The sequence below is a fragment of the Synechococcus sp. MIT S9452 genome, assembly GCF_047304245.1.
Lineage (GTDB): Bacteria > Cyanobacteriota > Cyanobacteriia > PCC-6307 > Cyanobiaceae > RCC307.
In genome coordinates this window covers 2,202,202-2,219,860 of the sequence record NZ_CP138956.1, presented here as the reverse complement: position 1 = coordinate 2,219,860, position 17,659 = coordinate 2,202,202, and the positions used below count along the sequence as shown (strand labels likewise).

Sequence of the window (17,659 nt, the reverse complement as noted above, 5' to 3'; positions counted from 1 at the left end):
TGGGGCAGCCAACCAGCGCCATTGCAGGTCACTTTTCTCGGCACCAGTTCCGGAGTCCCGAGCCGCAGCCGCAATGTCTCTGCGGTGGCTCTGCGTCTGCCGCAGCGCGCCGACCTGTGGCTGTTCGACTGCGGTGAAGCCACCCAACACCAATTCCTGCGCAGCGAGCTGCGGGTCTCCCAGCTGAGGCGCATCTTCATCACCCACATGCATGGAGACCATGTCTTCGGCTTGCCCGGCTTGCTGGCCAGCCTGGGCATGGCGGGAACCTGTGATGGGGTCGACCTCTATGGCCCCGAACCCCTCGAGGCCTTTGTGCAGGGCGCCCTGCAGCACTCCGCCACACGGATTGGCTATCCGCTGCGCTTTCACCCGGTGGAAGCAGCAGCCAGCAGCGGCGAGCCCCTGCTTATCGATGGAGAGTTCAGCGTGGGCTGCGCACCGCTCAAACACCGGGTTCCGGCCTTTGGCTATCGGGTGCAGCAAAGCGAGCGGCCGGGCCGCTTTGACATTGCCAAGGCCAAGGCGATGCGGCTGCCGCCCGGCCCGGAGTTTGCGCGCCTCAAAGCCGGAGAAACCGTCACCTTTGCCGACGGGCGGCGCATCGACGGCCGCGAGCTCTGCGGCCCCAGCCAGCCGGGCTGCTCCGTTGTGTATTGCACCGACACGGTGTTCAGCGAGCGCGCCGTGGCCTTGGCCAAGGGGGCTGATCTGCTAATCCACGAAGCCACCTTTTCCCATCGCGATGCCGCGATGGCCTATCAACGCCAGCACTCCACCAGCACCATGGCGGCGCAGACCGCAGCGGAGGCAGGCGTGCAGCAACTAGCCCTCACGCATCTGAGCCCGCGCTACGTGCCTGGGGCCGCCGAAAGCCCGGATAATTTGCTGCAGGAAGCCAAGGCGATCTTTCCCAACACCGTGCTGGCCAAGGACTTCCTCAGCCTCGAGGTGAGTGCCACGGCCTGCAACAGTCTGTGAGTGGCATGACGATTCAGCCCCGGAGCAGTGCCTGCGCGTGATACAAGGGCTCAGGAGACTGTCTTTTTTGCCCCACTCCATGCGCACCGTTCTTCAGGGTCTACGGCGTCTCGGCGCTCTGCTGCTCCTGCCCATCGCCTTGCTGCTCTTGGCCCCAGCGGCCCATGCCGTGCAGTGGGACGCAGAAACTCTGACCGTTCCGGCCGATGCCAGCGGCACCACGGTGACCTTCACCGAGTCCGAGATCAAAGCTGGGCGCAAGGTGTTCAACAACAGTTGCGGCGAATGCCACGCCGGTGGCATCACCAAAACCAACCACAACGTGGGGCTTGATCCCGAGACCCTCGCCCTGGCCACCCCTCCTCGGGACTCCGTGGATGCCCTCGTGGATTACATGAAAGATCCCACCTCCTATGACGGTGAGATCTCCATAGCGGAATTCCACCCCAGCATGCGCAGCGCCGACGTGTTCGTGAAGATGCGCGACCTCAACGACGAAGACCTACGCCGCATGGCCGGTTACATCCTCACCTCCCCGAAAGTGCAAGGGACCCAGTGGGGCGGCGGCAAGATCTACTTCTGATTCAGCCAAGCCAAACGAACCAACACTCAGCCCGCTGCTTCAACGGCGGGCTTTGTTGTGTCTGGAGGTTCAGGCAGTGGTAGCTCCTGCTCCGGGCGGCGGCTGTACCACCAGCCCTGCAGCTCAGGGCTCAAGCGTTGCGCAAACAGGGTCAACACCGTGGGGGTGGGCCGCAGCCCCGGTTGCAGCAACTCGACGGCATAGGAGGGGCAGCGCCGAGCGGCCAGGTCGGGAACAAAGCGCTTGCCCACCCGGCGCCAACTGGGCTCCTTGCTCCGCCATTGCAAACGGCAGCAGGGCCAAGGCAGCTCTTCGCGATCAAACAAACGGCAGCAGGGCCCCAGCACCCGAAAGCTGTACATGCCCCCCGGACTGGGTTGCTCGCTGCCTGGAGGTAGCAGCTGATCGTGGGTCACAGAAGCTGTCGCGGCCATGGTGCAGATACAAAAAAGCCACCCTCAAGGGGTGGCTTGAAGGGCGCTTATGGAAAGCAGCTGATCAATACAGCTCTTCTTCAGCGTGGGTCTTGATGGTGCAGTCGCTGGTGGGGTAGGCCACGCAGGTCAGCACGAAACCAGCTTCGATCTGGTCGTCGTCGAGGAAGCTCTGATCGCTCTGGTCAACAGTGCCAGCGGTGAGCTTGCCGGCGCAGGTGGAGCAAGCGCCAGCGCGGCAGGAATAGGGGAGGTCGATGCCCTGCTCTTCAGCAGCATCGAGGATGTACTGGTCGTCGGGGACTTCGATGGTCTTGTTGAGGCCTTCGCTTTCCGAGACGAGGGTGACCTTGTAGGACGCCATGGGAATAATCGTTGCTCAGGTCCGCGGCAAGCCGGGCCTGTGGGGCGGCACAGTTGTACACCTGATCAGGGCCTATCAGGGCCCCTGGCCGCGCAAGGCCAATGGATCATCGAGCACATATAAGCCAGATTTATATGACTTCCGTTCAGGCGCGCTGGATGGCCAGCAACGCCCAACGCCCTTGCTCTGCCTCGGTTTTCACCCTCCAGCCATGGGCTTCCAGGTGTGCCGTTAACGCGGGCGCTTGATCCACGAGCAAACCGCTGAGCAAGCCCTCACCGCGCGCGGTCAGCAGCTCCGAGAACGCTGGCGTCAGGGCCGTGAGCACCGGCGCCAGGATGTTGCAGAGCAGCAGATCCGCCGGAGCCCCAGCCAGCAGCTGCTGCAAGACCTCCGCTGAACCCAGCTGCACCTGCAGATGCGCCCCGGCCTGGTTGAGTGCGGCGTTCTCTGCCGTGGCCCGCACCGCCAGGCTGTCGGTGTCGCTGGCCAGCACCTGGCTAGCGCCGAGGGCCAGCGAGGCAATCCCGAGGATGCCGCTACCGCAGCCCAGATCAGCCACGCGCGAGCCAGCGAGCGAACGCTTCTCCAGCGCTTCAAGGCACAGGCGTGTGGTGGGGTGGGAGCCGGTGCCAAAGGCACTGCCTGGATCAATCAACAGCGCCAGGCGCTGGGCTTGTTCAGCGGGCACCTGGAGCCAGGCCGGCAGGATCAACAAACGCTGCCCCACCGGATCAGGCTGCCAGTGCCGCTTCCAGCTCAAGGCCCAGTCCTCTTCAGGCTGCAGCTCCCAGCGCAGCGGGGGCAACGCAACGCCAAAGGGCTCAGCCATCTGAGCTAAAGCTTCAGCCAAGGCCACCCGCTCGGGCTCAGGCCAATCCACCTCCGGTAACCAAGCCTGAAGGGTGCGCTGCTGGGGCGCTTCCGGGCGAAAGCGAACCGCCATGCGGTGCACCCCCAAGCTCTCCAAGCGCCATAACAACGACTCCTCCAGCTCACCGGGAGGCTCCAGCTCAAGGCGCCACCAGGAGGGTTGAGCAGCAGGGGGCATCAGATCACAGGGTGACGGGGTGGGCTTCCTGAATGCCGTTGATTTCCTTGACGCTGGTCAGGGTGCTGCTGGGGATGGGGTCATCCAGGCTGAGCACCATCACGGCATCACCACGAACGATGCGGCGCCCCACCTGCATCGAGGCGATGTTGACGTTGTGCTCGCCGAGCAAGGAACCCAAATTGCCAATGATTCCTGGCATGTCGCGGTGCCGGGTGAACAGCATGTGCCGGCTGGGGGGAACGTTCAAGGGGAACTCATCAATGCTGGTGATGCGCAAATCACCATCAGCAAAGACAGCACCGGTAACCGTGTGACTGCCATTGGCATTGCGGCAGGAAAGCTGCAACGAGCCACCAGCGAAATCGCGGCTGGACTCGTCTTTGACCTCCAACACGTGCACGCCGCGCTGCTTGGCTTCCAGCGCTGCATTGACATAGTTAATGCGGTCCCCCAACGCTGAACTGAGCAGGCCCTTCAACGAGGCCACCACCAACGGCTGGCTCGGGTGTTCGGCAAATTCACCCTGAAGTAGCACCTGCAGCTCCTGCACGGGGCCGCCCGACAGCTGGCTAATCAGCAAGCCAAGGGTTTCAGCCAGCTGCAGATGGGGCTTGAGCCGCTCCATCACATCGGGCGTCAGGCCAGGGATATTGACGGCGCTGCGAGCCGGCAAGCCCAGCAGCACATCACGGATTTGCTCGGCCACATCGATGGCCACGTTGGCCTGAGCCTCTTCGGTGGAGGCTCCCAAGTGGGGCGTGAGGATCAGACGCTCGCAGTCACCGCGCAGCGGTGAATCCGCCTCCAGCGGCTCATTGGCATAGACATCGAGAGCGGCACCGGCGATCACGCCGTTGTTCAGAGCTGCCGCCAGATCCGCCTCATTGATGATGCCGCCGCGGGCGCAGTTCACCAGCCGCGCATTGGGCTTCATCGTGGCGATCAGCTCAGCATTCACCAGGTTTTCGGTATCTGGCGTGCGGGGCAGGTGCAGGCTGATGTAATCGGCTTCTTTAAACAGCGCATCCAGTGGCCGAAGACGGACCCGCAACTGCTGCGCCCGCTCACTGGAAATGAAGGGGTCGTAGGCGAGCACCTCCATGCCCATGGCCTGGGCCACACGGGCCACATGGGAGCCGATTTTGCCGAGACCCACCACTCCGAGGCTCTTTTTGTAGAGCTCGTTGCCCACATAGGCCTTGCGGTTCCAACCACCCGAAGCCGTGCTGCTGTGGGCTGCAGGGATGTGCCGCGAGAGGGCCAGCATCATCGCCAGGGCGTGCTCAGCGGCCGCAATCGTGTTGCCTTCCGGTGAGTTCACCACCAGCACACCGTTTTTGGTGGCCATCGGAACATCGACGTTGTCGACGCCAACGCCGGCGCGGCCAATGATCTTCAAGCGGGGCGCCGCTTCGATGATGTCCGCTGTCACCTGGGTGCCGGAGCGAATCATCAAGGCGTCGTACTCGCCAACGATGGATTTCAGCTCATCAGCTGGCAGGCCGGTGCGCACATCGACCTGGGCAACCTGGGACAAGATGTCGATCCCCTTTTGGTCAATGGGGTCAGACACCAAAACTTTTGTCATCGTCCGCAGGCATGCGGTGGTCCAGTGTAGAGACCACTGCTGAAGGGCCGAAACCGATGGGACTGTGCGTGGCTGTGCTGCTGAAGGACACAGGCAGCCGCTCCGAACTGAAGGCCCTGTTGGACGGGCAACCGGGGCTGCAACTGCGTGAGGTGGGCACTGGCGGAACCGAGCCGGAAGAGGTGGTGGAGCTCAACCCAGCGCTGCAGCGCCAGGCGCGCCAACGGCAAATGGCTACCTGGCTGCTGCCCTTTGGCTTTGGTGCCGGGATGGTGTTCACCTTCATCACCAACCTCGACACCTTTGCTTTCGCCGGTCCGATCGGCCAGCCCTTGATTGGAGGCCTGTTGGGGCTGGGCTCAGGCTGGATGGGCAGCTACGCCGCAGCGGCCAGCGTGACAAGCGACCGCGATGACCAAATTCGCGTGGTGCGCAATCGCCTCAACGAAGGGCAATGCGTGCTGATGATTGATGCCATCCAAAGCGACATGGTGCCCTGGGCCTTGATCCAGCGCTGCCGCCCGGCCAGCGTGGTGCGGCTCAAGGACGATTGAGCGCCATGCTGCCGCGCCGCGACCTGCTCGAAGGAGCCCGCGACCCCCAGGCCCTCGAAGCCCTGATTCAGCAGGCCGAAGTGGTGCTGCGCACCTATCAGCCCAACTGGAGCGCCTTTCTCACAGGCCCCCAGCGCGAGGAGGCTGAAGAGCGCTTTGCCCCTTTAGGCGAGCTGCACCTGCGCAGCGCCGGTGGCTTTCCTCAAGCTGAGCGTCGCCTGCTGCAAATCAGCCGCAGCGATCAAGCGGGTGATGCCGAAGAGCCAGCGCCACTGGCCCTGATCGAGGTGTGCGGCAATTTCTTGTTTGACCCCGCTGAGCCAGTAGCGATCCGGTCGGCCTTAATCGAACAGCACAGCATCGATCCGCTCGACCTGGGCGATGTGTTGGTGCGCGGTGATCGCGGCGCTCTGGTGATCGTCACCAGCGCCATGGCCGAACGCCTGCTGGAGCAATCCCTGCAGGTGCGCAGCGTCGACTGCCAGCTGCAAGCAGGGGATTGGAGCCGGCTTCCCAGCCAGGCCAGCAGCAGCAAAAGCCTGACCAGCGTGGAAGCCTCCCTACGACTCGATGCCATTGCATCAGCTGGTTTTGGGGTGTCTCGCAGCAAGATGGCCACGTGGATCCGTCAAGGACGCATCCGCGTGGATTGGGCCGTGGTGACCTCACCGAGCCGGGAGCTGCAAAGCGGAGAGCGCGTCCAGCTGGAGGGGCGTGGGGAACTGGTGTTGGATCGTGCGGATCGCACCAAACGGGACCGCTGGCGCCTGCAACTGACGCGGCGCCGCTAGGCCCTCGGTGTGGTGGTAAGTTCCTTTCTCGGCCAACAGCTAGCGGGCCTCCCGCCTGGCCAAAGCCCAGCGGGCGATTAGCTCAGAGGTAGAGCACTACCTTGACACGGTAGGAGTCACTGGTTCGATTCCAGTATCGCCCATTTCAACCACTCACCAAGCATGCAAGATCCTGTAGTGGTGGTGGGTTTGGGCCGCTCGGGCATTGGCGCAGCGCGGCTCCTCAACGCCCGCGGTGCCGACGTGTGGCTGCTTGAGAGCAACAGCAGCGCTGAGTTGAAGCAACGGGCTGATGAGCTCAGCTCCATAGGAATTCAGGTGGAACTTGGCAAGCCCCTGGCTCTGGAGAGCTTTGAAGCCTTGCCCCGCTGGCCCTCCACGGTGGTGATCAGCCCTGGCATTGCCTTCGACCATCCGGTGCTCAACCAATTGCGGGATCGGGGCTGCCGCGTCGTCGGTGAAGTGGAACTGGCCTGGCAGGCCATGGAGAGCATCCCCTGGGTTGGCATCACCGGCACCAATGGCAAAACCACCGTCACGTCCTTGGTGGCCCATCTGCTGCAACAGGGGGGCATCGATGCCCCAGCTTGCGGCAATATCGGCGCCTCCGCCGCCGAACTCGCCCTGGCCTGCCTAGGCGGGGAGCAACCCGAGCGGGTGGTGGTGGAACTGAGCAGTTATCAGATCGAAGCAGCACCTTCGGTGCAGCCCAGCATTGGCGTCTGGACCACGCTGACCCCGGATCATCTCGATCGCCACGGCACGCTCGAGCGCTACCGCAGCATCAAGGCCGGGCTGCTGCAGCAGAGCCGGCGGCAATTTCTCAATGCCGATGACCGTGATCTCAGCGCCCATGCCGGCGAATGGCCCCAGGCGCTTTGGGTCAGCGGCGGCGGCAAAGATCAGTTCAGCGCGTCCATGACACCGCATCTGTGGGTGAGCAACGGACAGCTCTGCAACCAAGACGGGCCGCTGTTTCCCTACGCAGCCTTGGCCATGCCTGGGGCCCACAACCGCCAAAACCTGGCCTTGGCGACGGCTGTGGCCCTGGAGTGCGGCCTTAGCCCCGCGAAAATCGAAGCCGGCTGCCGCAGCTTCCCCGGTGTGCCCCACCGCTTGGAACGCATCCGCGAGCTAGGGGGCATCACCTTTTACAACGACAGCAAAGCCACCAACTACGACGCCTCATTGGTGGCGCTGCAGTCGCTCGAGCGGCCGCTGGTGGTGCTGGCTGGTGGGCGCGCCAAACGCGGTGAACCCGGAGCCTGGCTGGAGGCCCTGCATCACAAAGCAGCCGCTGTGGTGCTTTTCGGTCAAGCACGAAGCACCTTCTCTGAACTGCTCGGTAGTGCCGGCTATCCCGGCGTGATCGAGCAGCAGGAGCACTTGGATCAGGCGCTGCCGCTGGCGCGCCGGCTGGCCGAACAGCTCAACTGCCAAGCAGTGCTGCTCTCACCGGCCTGCGCCAGTTTTGACCAATACCGCGATTTCGAGGTCAGGGGTGATCATTTCCGTCAGTTGGTGGAGGCCATGGCATGAGCACGCGTGAACCCCAGTGGTGGCTGATGAAAAGCGAGCCCGATGTCTATGGGATTGATCACCTCAAGGCTGAGCAGACCACGCTTTGGGATGGCATCCGCAACTACCAGGCCCGCAATTTCATGCGGAGCATGGAAGTGGGTGATCGCGCATTTTTTTATCACTCCAATGCCAAGCCACCAGGGATTGTTGGCCTGATGGAGGTGGTGGAGACGGGCATCACCGACCCCAGCCAATTCGAGCCGGACAACAAGTACTTCGACCCCAAATCCAAAGCCGAAGCGCCGCGCTGGGATTGCGTCAGGCTTCGCTATGTGGGGCGTTTTGCCGCGATGCTCAGCCTTGATGACCTGCGCCAATCCTTCAGCGAAGACGAGCTCGGCGTCATCAAGCGGGGCAACCGCCTCTCGATCCTTCCGGTGCTGGATACCAGCGCCGAGCGACTGCTGGAACTGCTCGGGCCAGCCACGCCCTAAGCATCCCTTCATGGCAGCAGCTGTGGAGCAGGGCTAATTTCCGCCCAAGTGCGGGATGACGAGATGACAGCGGCCGGCTCAACAGCACCGCTGCCGATTGGCGGCTCGATCAGCCGCGGCTGGCAAGCCTTTGCCCGCGCCCCCTGGGTGTTTGTGGGCTTCACCCTGCTGGGCTTGGTGCTCACCTTTTTCACCCAATGGCTGCAAGATCTGGGCAGCAATGGCGGCGATAGCGAAGGCTTTGGCGCCATCGGCTGGGGCCTTGTGGTGGTCATCGGGCTGGTGCTCAACGTCCTGGTCAGCCTGTGGATGAATATCGGGCTGTTTCGCGGCGCCTGGATTGCGCTGTCGGGCCGCAAACCCAGCTGGGACGATTTCTTCCGCTGGGATGGAGCAGCCATGGGACGGCTGTTCCTGATGGCCTTGCTTCTGCTTGGCGTCAATATCGTGATCTTGATCATCGCGGGGCTCTCCGGAGCGCTGCTGAGCCTGATCCGCTTCGAACTCAGCGCCTTGCCCTTGCTGGCTGGCTTGCTGGTGATGATTTATGTGGGCGTCACCCAAATGTTCCACTTGCCGCTGGTGATTGCCCGCGGCGATGGCCCAGTGCCAGCGTTCCAAGCAGGGCGCCAGGGCGTGGATCCTCAGTTTTTTGGCGTGCTGGGCTTTGGCGCCTTGATGGTCCTGATTGTGTTGCTGGGCGTGCTGATCTTTGGCGTGGGGCTGCTAGTGGCAGCACCGGTTGTGATCTGCAGCCTGGTAGCGGCTTACCAACACCTCTTCGGCAGCGACAACCGCACCGGCTTTTTGCAGGCCAACTAAAAACTGCCGGCTTTGGCCAGTGCCAAACACAGTTCAGCGCTGGCCGGCGTATTCCACATACCCTCGGCGCTGCGGCCGACTGAAGAGGTCAATACAAAGCGCAGACCCCAGCACTCGCGATCACCGCTGAGCTCCAACCACCAGGGGCCCTGCTCCAAAGAGATCTCGATGGCTTCTTCGGCCATTAACTGATCGGCGAGGGCCAGATGCTGCTCCTGCAGGCGCAGGCATAGCGAACTCAGCGAGGCGAGCTCATCGAGGCTGAGCTCAATCGCCCAACCCTCTCCACCGATTAAGGCCTGGTAACCATCGCGGGATGGATCGACGGCCAAGCGCCAACCCGCTCCCTCCGCCTGCATCAACCAGGCAGAAGATCAGGCTGATCTTGCTCATCACTGAGCTCGATGATGGCGCGCTGCACAGGCTTCACCATCGAGTCGTCGAGCAACCCTTCAAAGTCATCAAAGCGGCGCTGCTTGGCGCGAAAGGCAACGCGGACAGTGGTCAAGTAACGATTGCTCGACTTCCGAATCAAGCTCTCACCGCGCTTGGCAAGATCCTTGGCTTCCGGTTGCTGGGTGAGATACATCGAGCTGCGGCTCAAACCGTCCTACGGATCCTCAATCCTATCTCGGCGCTCCCGTCACTCTGCTGTTGAGGCCTGTCCGTCATGCAGCTGGGGAACCCGCACCGGATAAATGCGATCAGGCACGCCTGGGGCCATCAAGCGGATCTGACGCACCAACTGCAGCGCATCCAACGGAGCCCGCAGCAGCGGAACCAACTCGTTGATCTGCTCAAGGTGGAGACGGTCGCTGCAATCAATCCGCAAGGCCGACCAGCCGCGGCTGAGGCGGCAACTGAGCAACGGCTCGAGCCGGGCGAGATCGTCGGCTTCCTCCCGATAAAACGAGAGCACAGCCCGCAACAAGCGCTCGCCAGCCATCTCACACCCGGACTCATTGATCTCAATGTGAACCGCGCAGGGTGTGGATGGCCGTACTTTCTGCAATGGTTTCAGCATTCAGGAAAGGATTTGCCTTGAGCCAGGGGACCCTTGCCATCGACCTGGGCAGCTCAAGCACCCTGGTGGGCTGGCAAGCCGCACCCGGCAGCCCTGGGGAAGTGCTGGCTTTACCGCCCCTGAGCCGCTCCACAAGCGATGCCAGCATTCCAAGCCTGGTGAGCCCCAGCGGCGGCAGCCGCTGGCTGTTGGGGCAACAAGTAATCGAAGCCGGCAGCGAAGCCGATTGCCTGCGGGATTTCAAAGCAATGCTCGGGCAAAGCAATGCCCCAACCACAGCTGAGCAGGCCGCTGATGCCTTGCTTCAAGGCATTTGGCAACGGTTGCCGCAGGCCATCGAGCCCCAACGGCTGGTGCTGACCGCACCGGTGCAGGGCTTCGCGGGGTATCGGCGCTGGCTGCAGCAGTGGGCCGAGTGCCTCGCCATAGAGGAAGTGGCCCTGGTGGATGAACCCACCGCGGCGGCCCTCGGCGCAGGCCTGTCGCCCGGGAGCCTGGTGCTGGTTCTCGACATCGGCGCAGGCACCACCGATCTGGCGCTGGTCAGGCTGGAGGGGGGCGAAGGCCGTGCCATGCCCATGGCCCAGCTGCTGCGCTTTGCGGGCCGCTCCTTACCGGAGCGCCAAGGGCAATCCCAGCGCACCGCCAAGGTGCTGGGCAAAGCGGGGATCAGCCTTGGCGGCCGCATGATCGATCGCTGGTGGGCCAAAGCTTTGGGCGCACCAGAACCAGCTCCACAGGCCTGGTTGAACGCGGCTGAGGCACTCAAATGCGCCTTGAGCGACACAACCAGCGCTCAAGTGGTGCTGGAAAGCGAGGCAGGCCCGCGCCCGTTGCAAGGCAGCCGGCGGGAGCTCAACAAGGTGCTGGATGCCGCCGGCTTAGAGCCGCTCTTGGATGGCCTGCTCAATGAAGTGGAGGCGGCAGCGCGGCGGGCCGGCGAATCCCTCGATTCCATCGATGCGGTGATGGCCGTCGGTGGCGGCAGCGCACTGCCCTGGGTGCAGCAGTGGCTGCAGCGCCGCTTACCGAAAACAGAGCTTCTGGTGACCCAACCCCTGCAAGCGGTTGTGCTCGGCGCCTTGGCCATGACACCAGCCCTGCAGGTGATGGATGTGCTGCAACACGGCATCAGCCTGCGCTGCTGGGACCGGAGGCTGCAAAACCAGCGCTGGCATCCGCTGTTTTTGCCCGGGCAAGCCTGGCCCACCCCGCAACCCCTGGAGCTGGTACTTGCCAGCCGCGGTGATCAGGCCTGCGTTGAAGTGCAACTGGGCACCCCGAGCGGTGAATCGAGGGCCGAGGTGGTGTTTGTCGATGGGCTGCCGGTGCTCCGCAATCAGGAGGCCGGCGAGGCCAGCGTGCGGCCCTGGAACCAACCGGCGTTGCAGATCCCGCTGCCGGCGGGCGCTCAAGAAGGTCAAGACTGCCTGCGGCTGCGCTTCGGGGTCGATGCCGAGCGGCAGCTTTGGCTGGAGGGGTTTGATCTTGTTGGCGAGCAACAACTCTCCCGCCAAATCCTCGGCATTGTGGAGTGACTTGCCCTCCCCCGGTGTCGCCGCGCCGCTCGCGACTACCCAAGGTTTGGATCTGGAGCTCCATCAGCCTGGTGGGGGCCGTGGTGCTGTCGTTGCTCTGGTGGCAGAGCCAGCTGCCGGCCCGCCTGGCGCAAGCGGTGGAGAACGACCAACTCGATACCTGTTTAAGGCTGGGGGAACAACTGGCGGCCCTGCGCAAGCTCAACAGCGAGGAGCAGGCCATCGTGGCGGGCTGCCTGCGCACGCAAGCCAGCCGCAACTGGGAGCAAGAACGGCTGCGGTTAGCCCTGGACCAACAGCGCGAACTGGTGCTGCGCAGCGGCAATCCAGCTGTCGAAGAGCGGCGGCTGCAGCAATGGCGCCAGCAGATCCAACGCCAAGCCATGGAGGCCTACCAGCGCGGTGAGGCCCGCCAGGCCATGGCCCTGCTGAAACGCAGTGGCGAGACCCGCTTTACCGATGGGCAGCAGCTCCACGCCACGTTGGAGGACCACTGGGCCGCCAACCGCTACGCCTACAGCCAGGCGGCCAGTGCCGCTGCTGGCGAGGATTGGTGGGAAGCCTTGGATCAGCTCAATCAGCTGAACCACCCCTGGTGGCAGCGCAAAGCCTTGAGCCTGCGCACCGATGTCAGTCGCCAAGCCGCCGCGATGCAGCGCAGCAATCAACCCAAGGACAGCCACCGCGACAGCGGTGATCAACCGATCTCCGACACCGAACTCGATGCCGCCGTGCAGCGTCACCTCTCGTTGGGATTAAGCGCCTGGCAGGCATTCGAACTGGGCTGCAGCGAACTGGGCGGGCAGGTCTTGGAACAGGGACCAGAGAGCAGCTGCCAACGTTGAGTGACAGGATGTGCTGGCTTGAGAGCCGCAGCCATGCAGCAGGGTGACCGTGTCCGGGTGAAGGAGTCTGTGGTGGTGTTCACCCATCCAGAACATCGCGGCCAGGCCTTTGACATGCAGGGCCAAGAGGGCGATGTGGCCACCGTACTGAACGAGTGGAAGGGCCGCACCATCAGCCCAACCCTGCCGGTGATCGTGGCCTTTGGCCGCTATAAGGCCCACTTCCGCGCCGAGGAGCTCGAAGCGATCAGCTGATGTCCTGCAGCGGACGCAGCAGCACAACCCCCTCTTCCCCGTCCACTTCTTGCAGCATCAGGTGGATGAACTCATGGCGGCTGGTGGGCACCACGCGGCCGACAAAATCCGGCTGAATCGGCAGCTCCCGGTGGCCGCGATCCACCATGGCCAGCAATTTCACGCAGGCGGGACGGCCCCAGGTGTGCAAAGCCTCCAGGGCTGCTCGCACCGTCCGACCTGTGAACACCACGTCATCCACCAAAACGATCTCCCGACCTTCCACCGGCACCGGCAGTGCCGTGGGCTCAGCCAGGCGCGTGCCAACCCGCTCCAGGTCGTCTCTGTGAAAGGTGGGATCCAGCACCCCTTGATCCACGGGGTGGCCGAGCTCCCGCTCCAACTCAGCGGCCAACACGCGCGCCAGTGCCGCGCCCCGGGTGGGAATTCCCAGCAGCAGCAAGCGTTGGCTGTCGCCTGCTGACTCCAAAACTTGGGAGCACAATCGGGCAATTGTGCGCTGCAGGTCCTGCGGATCGAGCAGGGTTCGCCGCTCACAGGCCTCGGTTGGCAGTGATCCACGGCTCATGGATTCAGGTTAGTGGAGGTGATGGGCAAAGCCTGACCGGGGCCTTGCCGAAGTGGGTTCTCACGCCGGCGGGATGTAATTTGCCATCAGATGACGGGAGCGATCGGTTGACGGCGACTTCTCCCCCAAGCGCTGATCAGAGTCTGAAAAAATCCTCGTTACCACCGGTGGCACCAGTGGTACTGGCTGTGCTTGACGGCTGGGGAAACACGCCGGAGCAGCAGCACAACGCCATCCACAGTGCATCCACACCGATCATGGATGCCTTGTGGCACGCCTATCCCCACACCCTGATTGAGGCCAGTGGCGCCCATGTGGGCCTGCCTGACGGCCAGATGGGCAACTCCGAGGTCGGCCACCTCACCATCGGTGCTGGGCGTGTGATTCGCCAGGAACTGGTGCGCATCAGCCAGGCCGTTCAAACCAATCAGCTCGGCGAGAACGCTGCCCTGCAGGCCCTGGCCTCGGATCTCAAAGCTTCAGGCGGCCGCTTACACCTCCTGGGGCTGCTCTCGGATGGGGGCGTTCATAGCCACATCAACCACCTGGGCGGCCTGCTGCGCTGGGCGGCGGCAGCTGGCATCCAACAGGTGTGCATCCACGGCATCACCGACGGGCGCGACACCCCTACCGACAGCTCACCGGGCTACCTGCAAACCCTCGATCAGCAAATCCAGCAGGCCCGCATTGGGCAACTAACCACCCTCTGTGGCCGCTACTGGGCCATGGACCGCGATAACCGCTGGGAACGCGTTGAGAAGGCCTACCGCCTGCTGACCGAAGCCAGCCCCATCAGCAGCGCCTCACCGCTGGATGTGGTGAAAGCAGCCCACAGCGATGGCACCAGCGATGAATTCCTGGAGCCAGTTCGCTTCGCGCCGGAGCTGATTGAGGCCAACGACGCCCTGGTGCTGTTCAACTTCCGCCCCGATCGGATGCGGCAGCTGACCGCAGCATTTGTGAACTCCAGTTTCCAAGGCTTTGAGCGTCAGCTGATTAGCCCCCTGCCGGTGGTCACCTTCACCCAGTACGACAAAACCCTGCCGGTGGCCGTGGCCTTCCCACCCGAATCGCTCGACGATCTGCTGGGTGAAGTGGTGGCTCGCGCCGGGCTGCGCCAGTTCCGCACAGCGGAGACTGAGAAATATCCCCACGTCACCTACTTCCTCAACGGCGGGATGGAAAAGCCCTTCCCTGGGGAAGACCGCCACTTGGTGCCCTCCCCGAAGGTGGCCACCTACGACCAGTCGCCCCACATGTCAGCCGATGAGCTAACCGACGGCTGCGTAGCAGCGATCAAGAAGGGGATCTATTCGCTGGTGGTGATCAATTACGCCAATCCCGACATGGTCGGGCACACCGGTGACATGGAGGCGACCGTAGAGGCCATTGGCTGCGTGGATCGCTGCATCGGACGGATCTTGGATGCCACAGGCCAGATGGGAGGCACCCTGCTAATCACCGCTGATCACGGCAACGCCGAAGTGATGCAAGGACCTGATCAACGGCCATGGACCGCCCACACCACCAATCCAGTGCCCTTTGTGCTGGTGGAAGGGGAAAAGCGCAAATTGGCAGGACTCGGCGGCGATGTGCAGCTGCGGAGTGATGGTGGCCTGGCGGATATCGCTCCCACCTTGCTGCAGCTGCTGAACATCCCAGTGCCCGCGGCCATGAGCGGCCAAAGCCTGGTGGCCAGCACAGCCACCATTGGGGGCCGTACATTGGTCTGACCCCAGCGCGAGCGATGCTTCAAACCACCCTGAGTTACATCTGGTCGGCCAGCGGCATCATCTTGATCATCTCGGTGTTGCTGCATAGCCCCAAGGGCGATGGCATGGGAGGGATCGCCTCCAGTGGTGGCTCGATGTTCACCAGCGCTCGCAGCGCCGAGGCAACCCTCAATCGCATCACCTGGACCCTGCTGATCACATTTTTGGGGTTAGCGGTGATCCTCAGTGGCGGCTGGCTCAACTGAGCATTCCCCCTCTCCCACCAAGTCCTGAAGGCATAAAAAAGCCCCCGCCGAGGCGGGGGCTTTTGTTTGGCAAAGCGGTGGGGGCCCGCAGGCCCCCTGGCGAGATCAATAGTCGAAGTCGCCACCCATACCGCCACCCATGCCGCCACCGGCAGGAGCTGCTTCCTTCTTCTCGGGAAGGTCAACCACGATGCACTCGGTGGTCAGCACCATGCCAGCGATGGACGCGGCATTTTGCAGGCCAGAGCGAGTCACCTTGGCGGGGTCGATGATGCCGGCGCCCAGCATGTCGACGTACTCGTTGGAGGCGGCGTTGAAGCCCTCGCTGAAGGGCTTATGGCGCACGTTCTCAGCCACGACGGAGCCGTTAGCACCAGCGTTTTCAGCGATGCGCTTGAGGGGAGCATCGAGGGCCTGAGCCACGATGTTGGCGCCAATCAGCTCTTCACCACTGAGGTTCTGGTTGGCCCACTCGCTCAGAGCAGGAGCCAGGTGAGCCAGGGTGGTGCCACCACCGGGGACGATACCTTCTTCAACAGCCGCCTTGGTGGCGTTGATGGCGTCCTCGAGGCGGAGCTTCTTGTCCTTCATCTCGGTTTCGGTGGCAGCACCCACCTTCACCACGGCCACGCCACCGGCCAGCTTGGCCAGACGCTCCTGCAGCTTCTCCTTGTCGTAGGTGGACTCGGTTTCGTCCATCTGCTTGCGGATCTGCTCGCAGCGCGCCTTCACGGCCACCTCATTGCCTTCGGCAACGATGGTGGTGGTGTCCTTATTGATCGTGATGCGGCGGGCGGTGCCCAGCATCTCGATCTTGGCGTTTTCGATCTTGAGGCCAGCGTCCTCAGTGATCAGCTGACCAGCGGTAAGCACAGCCATGTCTTCGAGCATGGCCTTGCGGCGATCGCCGAAGCCGGGGGCCTTGACGGCAGCCACATTCAGAACGCCGCGCAGGCGGTTCACCACCAAGGTGGCCAGGGCTTCCTTCTCGATGTCCTCGGCAATGATCAGCAGAGGCTTGCCGGTGCGGGCGATGGCCTCCAGCACGGGCACCAGGTCCTGCACCAGGCCGATTTTCTTGTCGGTCAGCAGGATGTAGGGCTCTTCCAGCACCGCTTCCATGCGGTCGGTGTCGGTAGCGAAATAAGGGGAGATGTAGCCCTTGTCGAAGCGCATGCCCTCGGTGACCTCCAGTTCGGTGGTCATGGACTTGCCTTCTTCCAGGGAGATCACGCCCTCTTTGCCGACCTTCTCCATGGCGTCGGCGATCATCTTGCCGACTTCGTCGTCGTTACCGGCGGAGATGGCACCCACCTGAGCAATCGAGTTGTTGTCGGTGATCGGCTTGGCGTTCTCCTCGATCTTGCCCACGAGGAACACAGCGGCCTGATCAATGCCGCGCTTGAGGGAGATGGCATTGGCGCCAGCAGCCACGTTGCGCAGACCAGCCTTGACCATGGCGTGAGCCAAGACGGTGGCGGTGGTGGTGCCGTCGCCAGCGGCGTCGTTGGTTTTGGATGCGGCCTGACGGATCAGGGACACACCAGTGTTCTCGATGTGATCCTCGAGTTCGATCTCCTTGGCGATGGTGACGCCGTCGTTAATGATCTGAGGAGCTCCGAACTTCTTCTCGAGCACCACGTTGCGGCCCTTGGGGCCGAGGGTGACAGCAACCGACTCGGTGAGGATGTCGATGCCTTTTTCAAGAGCGCGGCGAGCCTGCTCGTTGTAAATGATGCGCTTGGCCATGGGGGGAGGAAATAAAGGGAGCGTTTAAGGACTCAGCGTCGTGGTCAGGAGACGACCGCCAGGATGTCCTTCTCGCTGAGCAGCACGTACTCATCGCTGCCGAGCTTGATGTCGGTGCCGGCGTACTTGGAATACAGAACCTTGTCGCCAATGCTCACTTCGGGAGCCTGGCGGCTTCCGTCGTCGTTGCGCTTACCAGCGCCGACCTGGACGACTTCGCCCACTTGGGGCTTTTCCTGGGCGGTGTCAGGGAGAAGGATGCCGCCGGCGGTTTTCTCGTCGGAGGCAGAGACCTTGATGAAGATGCGGTCACCGAGAGGCTTCACGGTGGACACGCTGAGGGATACGGCAGCCATACGTGGATGGTTGTTCTCAGAGCTTGGTGGCGAGAGCCTGCAGCACCGATTTGGCACTCACAGCCCTCGAGTGCCAACGTATCCCTGTGACGTTCCGTGTCGCAATTGGGACAGATGGACGGTTCCCCGAACCTCCCCTAAAAGAGCGCATCTGCAGTGG

22 protein-coding genes and 1 tRNA gene are annotated in these 17,659 nt (G+C 63.1%); 13 read left to right on the top strand and 10 right to left on the bottom strand.

What is annotated here, in order from left to right; translation table 11 throughout:
* Nucleotides 1–21 precede the first annotated feature (21 nt).
* Together rnz and psbV are read left to right on the top strand one after the other, a co-directional pair.
* Nucleotides 22–981: a ribonuclease Z gene (rnz, locus tag SIB46_RS11885; RefSeq protein WP_413296330.1), complete on the top strand. Its 960-nt coding sequence runs from the start codon at nucleotides 22–24 to the stop codon at nucleotides 979–981.
* 79 nt (nucleotides 982–1,060) lie between these two features.
* Nucleotides 1,061–1,564, top strand: a complete 504-nt coding sequence (psbV, locus tag SIB46_RS11880) for a photosystem II cytochrome c-550 (RefSeq protein WP_413296329.1) — start codon at nucleotides 1,061–1,063, stop codon at nucleotides 1,562–1,564.
* Between the two features lie 26 nt (nucleotides 1,565–1,590).
* Here the strand turns inward: psbV and SIB46_RS11875 are convergent, their stop codons facing one another.
* The 4 genes from SIB46_RS11875 to serA all read right to left on the bottom strand — a co-directional run bounded on the left by SIB46_RS11875 (nucleotide 1,591) and on the right by serA (nucleotide 5,004).
* Nucleotides 1,591–1,998: a hypothetical protein gene (locus tag SIB46_RS11875; RefSeq protein ID WP_413296328.1), complete on the bottom strand. Its 408-nt coding sequence runs from the start codon at nucleotides 1,996–1,998 to the stop codon at nucleotides 1,591–1,593.
* A gap of 64 nt (nucleotides 1,999–2,062) precedes the next feature.
* On the bottom strand, nucleotides 2,063–2,362 hold the full coding sequence (locus SIB46_RS11870) for a ferredoxin (RefSeq protein ID WP_043692601.1): 300 nt from the start codon (nucleotides 2,360–2,362) through the stop codon (nucleotides 2,063–2,065).
* A 145-nt stretch (nucleotides 2,363–2,507) separates the two neighbouring features.
* On the bottom strand, nucleotides 2,508–3,413 hold the full coding sequence (prmA, locus tag SIB46_RS11865) for a 50S ribosomal protein L11 methyltransferase (RefSeq protein WP_413296327.1): 906 nt from the start codon (nucleotides 3,411–3,413) through the stop codon (nucleotides 2,508–2,510).
* A gap of 4 nt (nucleotides 3,414–3,417) precedes the next feature.
* Complete coding sequence (gene serA, locus SIB46_RS11860) at nucleotides 3,418–5,004, bottom strand: phosphoglycerate dehydrogenase (RefSeq protein WP_413296326.1); 1,587 nt, start codon at nucleotides 5,002–5,004, stop codon at nucleotides 3,418–3,420.
* Between the two features lie 11 nt (nucleotides 5,005–5,015).
* Here serA and SIB46_RS11855 point away from each other — a divergent pair, with 11 nt between their 5' ends.
* The 6 genes from SIB46_RS11855 to SIB46_RS11830 all read left to right on the top strand — a co-directional run bounded on the left by SIB46_RS11855 (nucleotide 5,016) and on the right by SIB46_RS11830 (nucleotide 9,186).
* Nucleotides 5,016–5,558 (top strand): hypothetical protein, encoded by a 543-nt coding sequence (locus SIB46_RS11855; protein WP_413296325.1) that lies wholly within the window; start codon nucleotides 5,016–5,018, stop codon nucleotides 5,556–5,558.
* A gap of 5 nt (nucleotides 5,559–5,563) precedes the next feature.
* Nucleotides 5,564–6,349: a photosystem II S4 domain protein gene (locus SIB46_RS11850; RefSeq protein ID WP_413296324.1), complete on the top strand. Its 786-nt coding sequence runs from the start codon at nucleotides 5,564–5,566 to the stop codon at nucleotides 6,347–6,349.
* Between the two features lie 71 nt (nucleotides 6,350–6,420).
* A tRNA-Val gene (locus SIB46_RS11845) sits at nucleotides 6,421–6,492 on the top strand.
* Nucleotides 6,493–6,511: 19 nt separating this feature from the next.
* On the top strand, nucleotides 6,512–7,888 hold the full coding sequence (murD, locus tag SIB46_RS11840; protein WP_413296323.1) for a UDP-N-acetylmuramoyl-L-alanine--D-glutamate ligase: 1,377 nt from the start codon (nucleotides 6,512–6,514) through the stop codon (nucleotides 7,886–7,888).
* Complete coding sequence (locus tag SIB46_RS11835; protein ID WP_413296322.1) at nucleotides 7,885–8,364, top strand: EVE domain-containing protein; 480 nt, start codon at nucleotides 7,885–7,887, stop codon at nucleotides 8,362–8,364. The genes murD and SIB46_RS11835 overlap by 4 nt, the downstream gene beginning before the upstream one ends.
* A 48-nt stretch (nucleotides 8,365–8,412) precedes the next feature.
* The gene (locus tag SIB46_RS11830; protein WP_413296321.1) at nucleotides 8,413–9,186 is read left to right on the top strand and encodes a hypothetical protein; all 774 of its coding nucleotides are present in this window, start codon (nucleotides 8,413–8,415) and stop codon (nucleotides 9,184–9,186) included.
* On the opposite strand, the gene SIB46_RS11825 is transcribed toward SIB46_RS11830, so the two are convergent.
* From SIB46_RS11825 to SIB46_RS11815, 3 genes are read right to left on the bottom strand one after another with little or no spacing between them, the layout of a single operon-like run.
* On the bottom strand, nucleotides 9,183–9,545 hold the full coding sequence (locus tag SIB46_RS11825; RefSeq protein ID WP_413296320.1) for a DUF1818 family protein: 363 nt from the start codon (nucleotides 9,543–9,545) through the stop codon (nucleotides 9,183–9,185). The genes SIB46_RS11830 and SIB46_RS11825 overlap by 4 nt on opposite strands.
* The gene (locus tag SIB46_RS11820) at nucleotides 9,545–9,775 is read right to left on the bottom strand and encodes a DNA-directed RNA polymerase subunit omega (protein ID WP_043737209.1); all 231 of its coding nucleotides are present in this window, start codon (nucleotides 9,773–9,775) and stop codon (nucleotides 9,545–9,547) included. The genes SIB46_RS11825 and SIB46_RS11820 overlap by 1 nt, the downstream gene beginning before the upstream one ends.
* A 54-nt stretch (nucleotides 9,776–9,829) precedes the next feature.
* Entirely contained in the window at nucleotides 9,830–10,132 is a 303-nt protein-coding gene (locus SIB46_RS11815; protein ID WP_413296319.1) for a hypothetical protein, read from the bottom strand.
* 95 nt (nucleotides 10,133–10,227) lie between these two features.
* Between SIB46_RS11815 and SIB46_RS11810 the strand changes: the two genes are divergently transcribed.
* From SIB46_RS11810 to SIB46_RS11800, 3 genes are read left to right on the top strand one after another with little or no spacing between them, the layout of a single operon-like run.
* Nucleotides 10,228–11,748 carry an Hsp70 family protein gene (locus tag SIB46_RS11810; RefSeq protein WP_413296318.1) on the top strand — a complete coding sequence of 507 codons (1,521 nt, stop codon included), beginning with the start codon at nucleotides 10,228–10,230 and terminating at the stop codon, nucleotides 11,746–11,748.
* Nucleotides 11,745–12,593, top strand: a complete 849-nt coding sequence (locus SIB46_RS11805; protein ID WP_413296317.1) for a hypothetical protein — start codon at nucleotides 11,745–11,747, stop codon at nucleotides 12,591–12,593. The genes SIB46_RS11810 and SIB46_RS11805 overlap by 4 nt, the downstream gene beginning before the upstream one ends.
* A gap of 33 nt (nucleotides 12,594–12,626) precedes the next feature.
* Nucleotides 12,627–12,848 carry a ferredoxin-thioredoxin reductase variable chain gene (locus SIB46_RS11800; RefSeq protein ID WP_413296316.1) on the top strand — a complete coding sequence of 74 codons (222 nt, stop codon included), beginning with the start codon at nucleotides 12,627–12,629 and terminating at the stop codon, nucleotides 12,846–12,848.
* Here SIB46_RS11800 and pyrR read toward each other — a convergent pair.
* On the bottom strand, nucleotides 12,841–13,416 hold the full coding sequence (pyrR, locus tag SIB46_RS11795; protein WP_413296315.1) for a bifunctional pyr operon transcriptional regulator/uracil phosphoribosyltransferase PyrR: 576 nt from the start codon (nucleotides 13,414–13,416) through the stop codon (nucleotides 12,841–12,843). The genes SIB46_RS11800 and pyrR overlap by 8 nt on opposite strands.
* Nucleotides 13,417–13,592: 176 nt before the next feature.
* Between pyrR and gpmI the strand changes: the two genes are divergently transcribed.
* Together gpmI and secG are read left to right on the top strand one after the other, a co-directional pair.
* Nucleotides 13,593–15,149 (top strand): 2,3-bisphosphoglycerate-independent phosphoglycerate mutase, encoded by a 1,557-nt coding sequence (gene gpmI, locus SIB46_RS11790; protein ID WP_413297787.1) that lies wholly within the window; start codon nucleotides 13,593–13,595, stop codon nucleotides 15,147–15,149.
* Between the two features lie 14 nt (nucleotides 15,150–15,163).
* Nucleotides 15,164–15,394, top strand: coding sequence for a preprotein translocase subunit SecG (gene secG / locus SIB46_RS11785; RefSeq protein WP_413296314.1), 231 nt, complete (start codon nucleotides 15,164–15,166; stop codon nucleotides 15,392–15,394).
* A 105-nt stretch (nucleotides 15,395–15,499) separates the two neighbouring features.
* Here the strand turns inward: secG and groL are convergent, their stop codons facing one another.
* Nucleotides 15,500–17,143 (bottom strand): chaperonin GroEL, encoded by a 1,644-nt coding sequence (gene groL, locus SIB46_RS11780; RefSeq protein WP_413296313.1) that lies wholly within the window; start codon nucleotides 17,141–17,143, stop codon nucleotides 15,500–15,502.
* Between the two features lie 44 nt (nucleotides 17,144–17,187).
* Nucleotides 17,188–17,499, bottom strand: coding sequence for a co-chaperone GroES (groES, locus tag SIB46_RS11775; RefSeq protein WP_413296312.1), 312 nt, complete (start codon nucleotides 17,497–17,499; stop codon nucleotides 17,188–17,190).
* Between the last annotated feature and the right edge of the window lie 160 nt (nucleotides 17,500–17,659).

Bases quoted from the DNA above. Each gene is read 5' to 3' on its own strand.
- SIB46_RS11815 (WP_413296319.1), bottom strand. From the start codon at position 10,132: ATGGCTGGCGAGCGCTTGTTGCGGGCTGTGCTCTCGTTTTATCGGGAG.
- prmA (WP_413296327.1), bottom strand. From the start codon at position 3,413: ATGCCCCCTGCTGCTCAACCCTCCTGGTGGCGCCTTGAGCTGGAGCCT.
- SIB46_RS11875 (WP_413296328.1), bottom strand. From the start codon at position 1,998: ATGGCCGCGACAGCTTCTGTGACCCACGATCAGCTGCTACCTCCAGGC.
- psbV (WP_413296329.1), top strand. From the start codon at position 1,061: ATGCGCACCGTTCTTCAGGGTCTACGGCGTCTCGGCGCTCTGCTGCTC.
- SIB46_RS11855 (WP_413296325.1), top strand. From the start codon at position 5,016: ATGCGGTGGTCCAGTGTAGAGACCACTGCTGAAGGGCCGAAACCGATG.
- SIB46_RS11820 (WP_043737209.1), bottom strand. From the start codon at position 9,775: ATGTATCTCACCCAGCAACCGGAAGCCAAGGATCTTGCCAAGCGCGGT.
- SIB46_RS11825 (WP_413296320.1), bottom strand. From the start codon at position 9,545: ATGCAGGCGGAGGGAGCGGGTTGGCGCTTGGCCGTCGATCCATCCCGC.
- serA (WP_413296326.1), bottom strand. From the start codon at position 5,004: ATGACAAAAGTTTTGGTGTCTGACCCCATTGACCAAAAGGGGATCGAC.
- pyrR (WP_413296315.1), bottom strand. From the start codon at position 13,416: ATGAGCCGTGGATCACTGCCAACCGAGGCCTGTGAGCGGCGAACCCTG.
- groES (WP_413296312.1), bottom strand. From the start codon at position 17,499: ATGGCTGCCGTATCCCTCAGCGTGTCCACCGTGAAGCCTCTCGGTGAC.
- SIB46_RS11870 (WP_043692601.1), bottom strand. From the start codon at position 2,362: ATGGCGTCCTACAAGGTCACCCTCGTCTCGGAAAGCGAAGGCCTCAAC.
- groL (WP_413296313.1), bottom strand. From the start codon at position 17,143: ATGGCCAAGCGCATCATTTACAACGAGCAGGCTCGCCGCGCTCTTGAA.
- secG (WP_413296314.1), top strand. From the start codon at position 15,164: ATGCTTCAAACCACCCTGAGTTACATCTGGTCGGCCAGCGGCATCATC.
- murD (WP_413296323.1), top strand. From the start codon at position 6,512: ATGCAAGATCCTGTAGTGGTGGTGGGTTTGGGCCGCTCGGGCATTGGC.
- SIB46_RS11850 (WP_413296324.1), top strand. From the start codon at position 5,564: ATGCTGCCGCGCCGCGACCTGCTCGAAGGAGCCCGCGACCCCCAGGCC.
- SIB46_RS11800 (WP_413296316.1), top strand. From the start codon at position 12,627: ATGCAGCAGGGTGACCGTGTCCGGGTGAAGGAGTCTGTGGTGGTGTTC.
- SIB46_RS11835 (WP_413296322.1), top strand. From the start codon at position 7,885: ATGAGCACGCGTGAACCCCAGTGGTGGCTGATGAAAAGCGAGCCCGAT.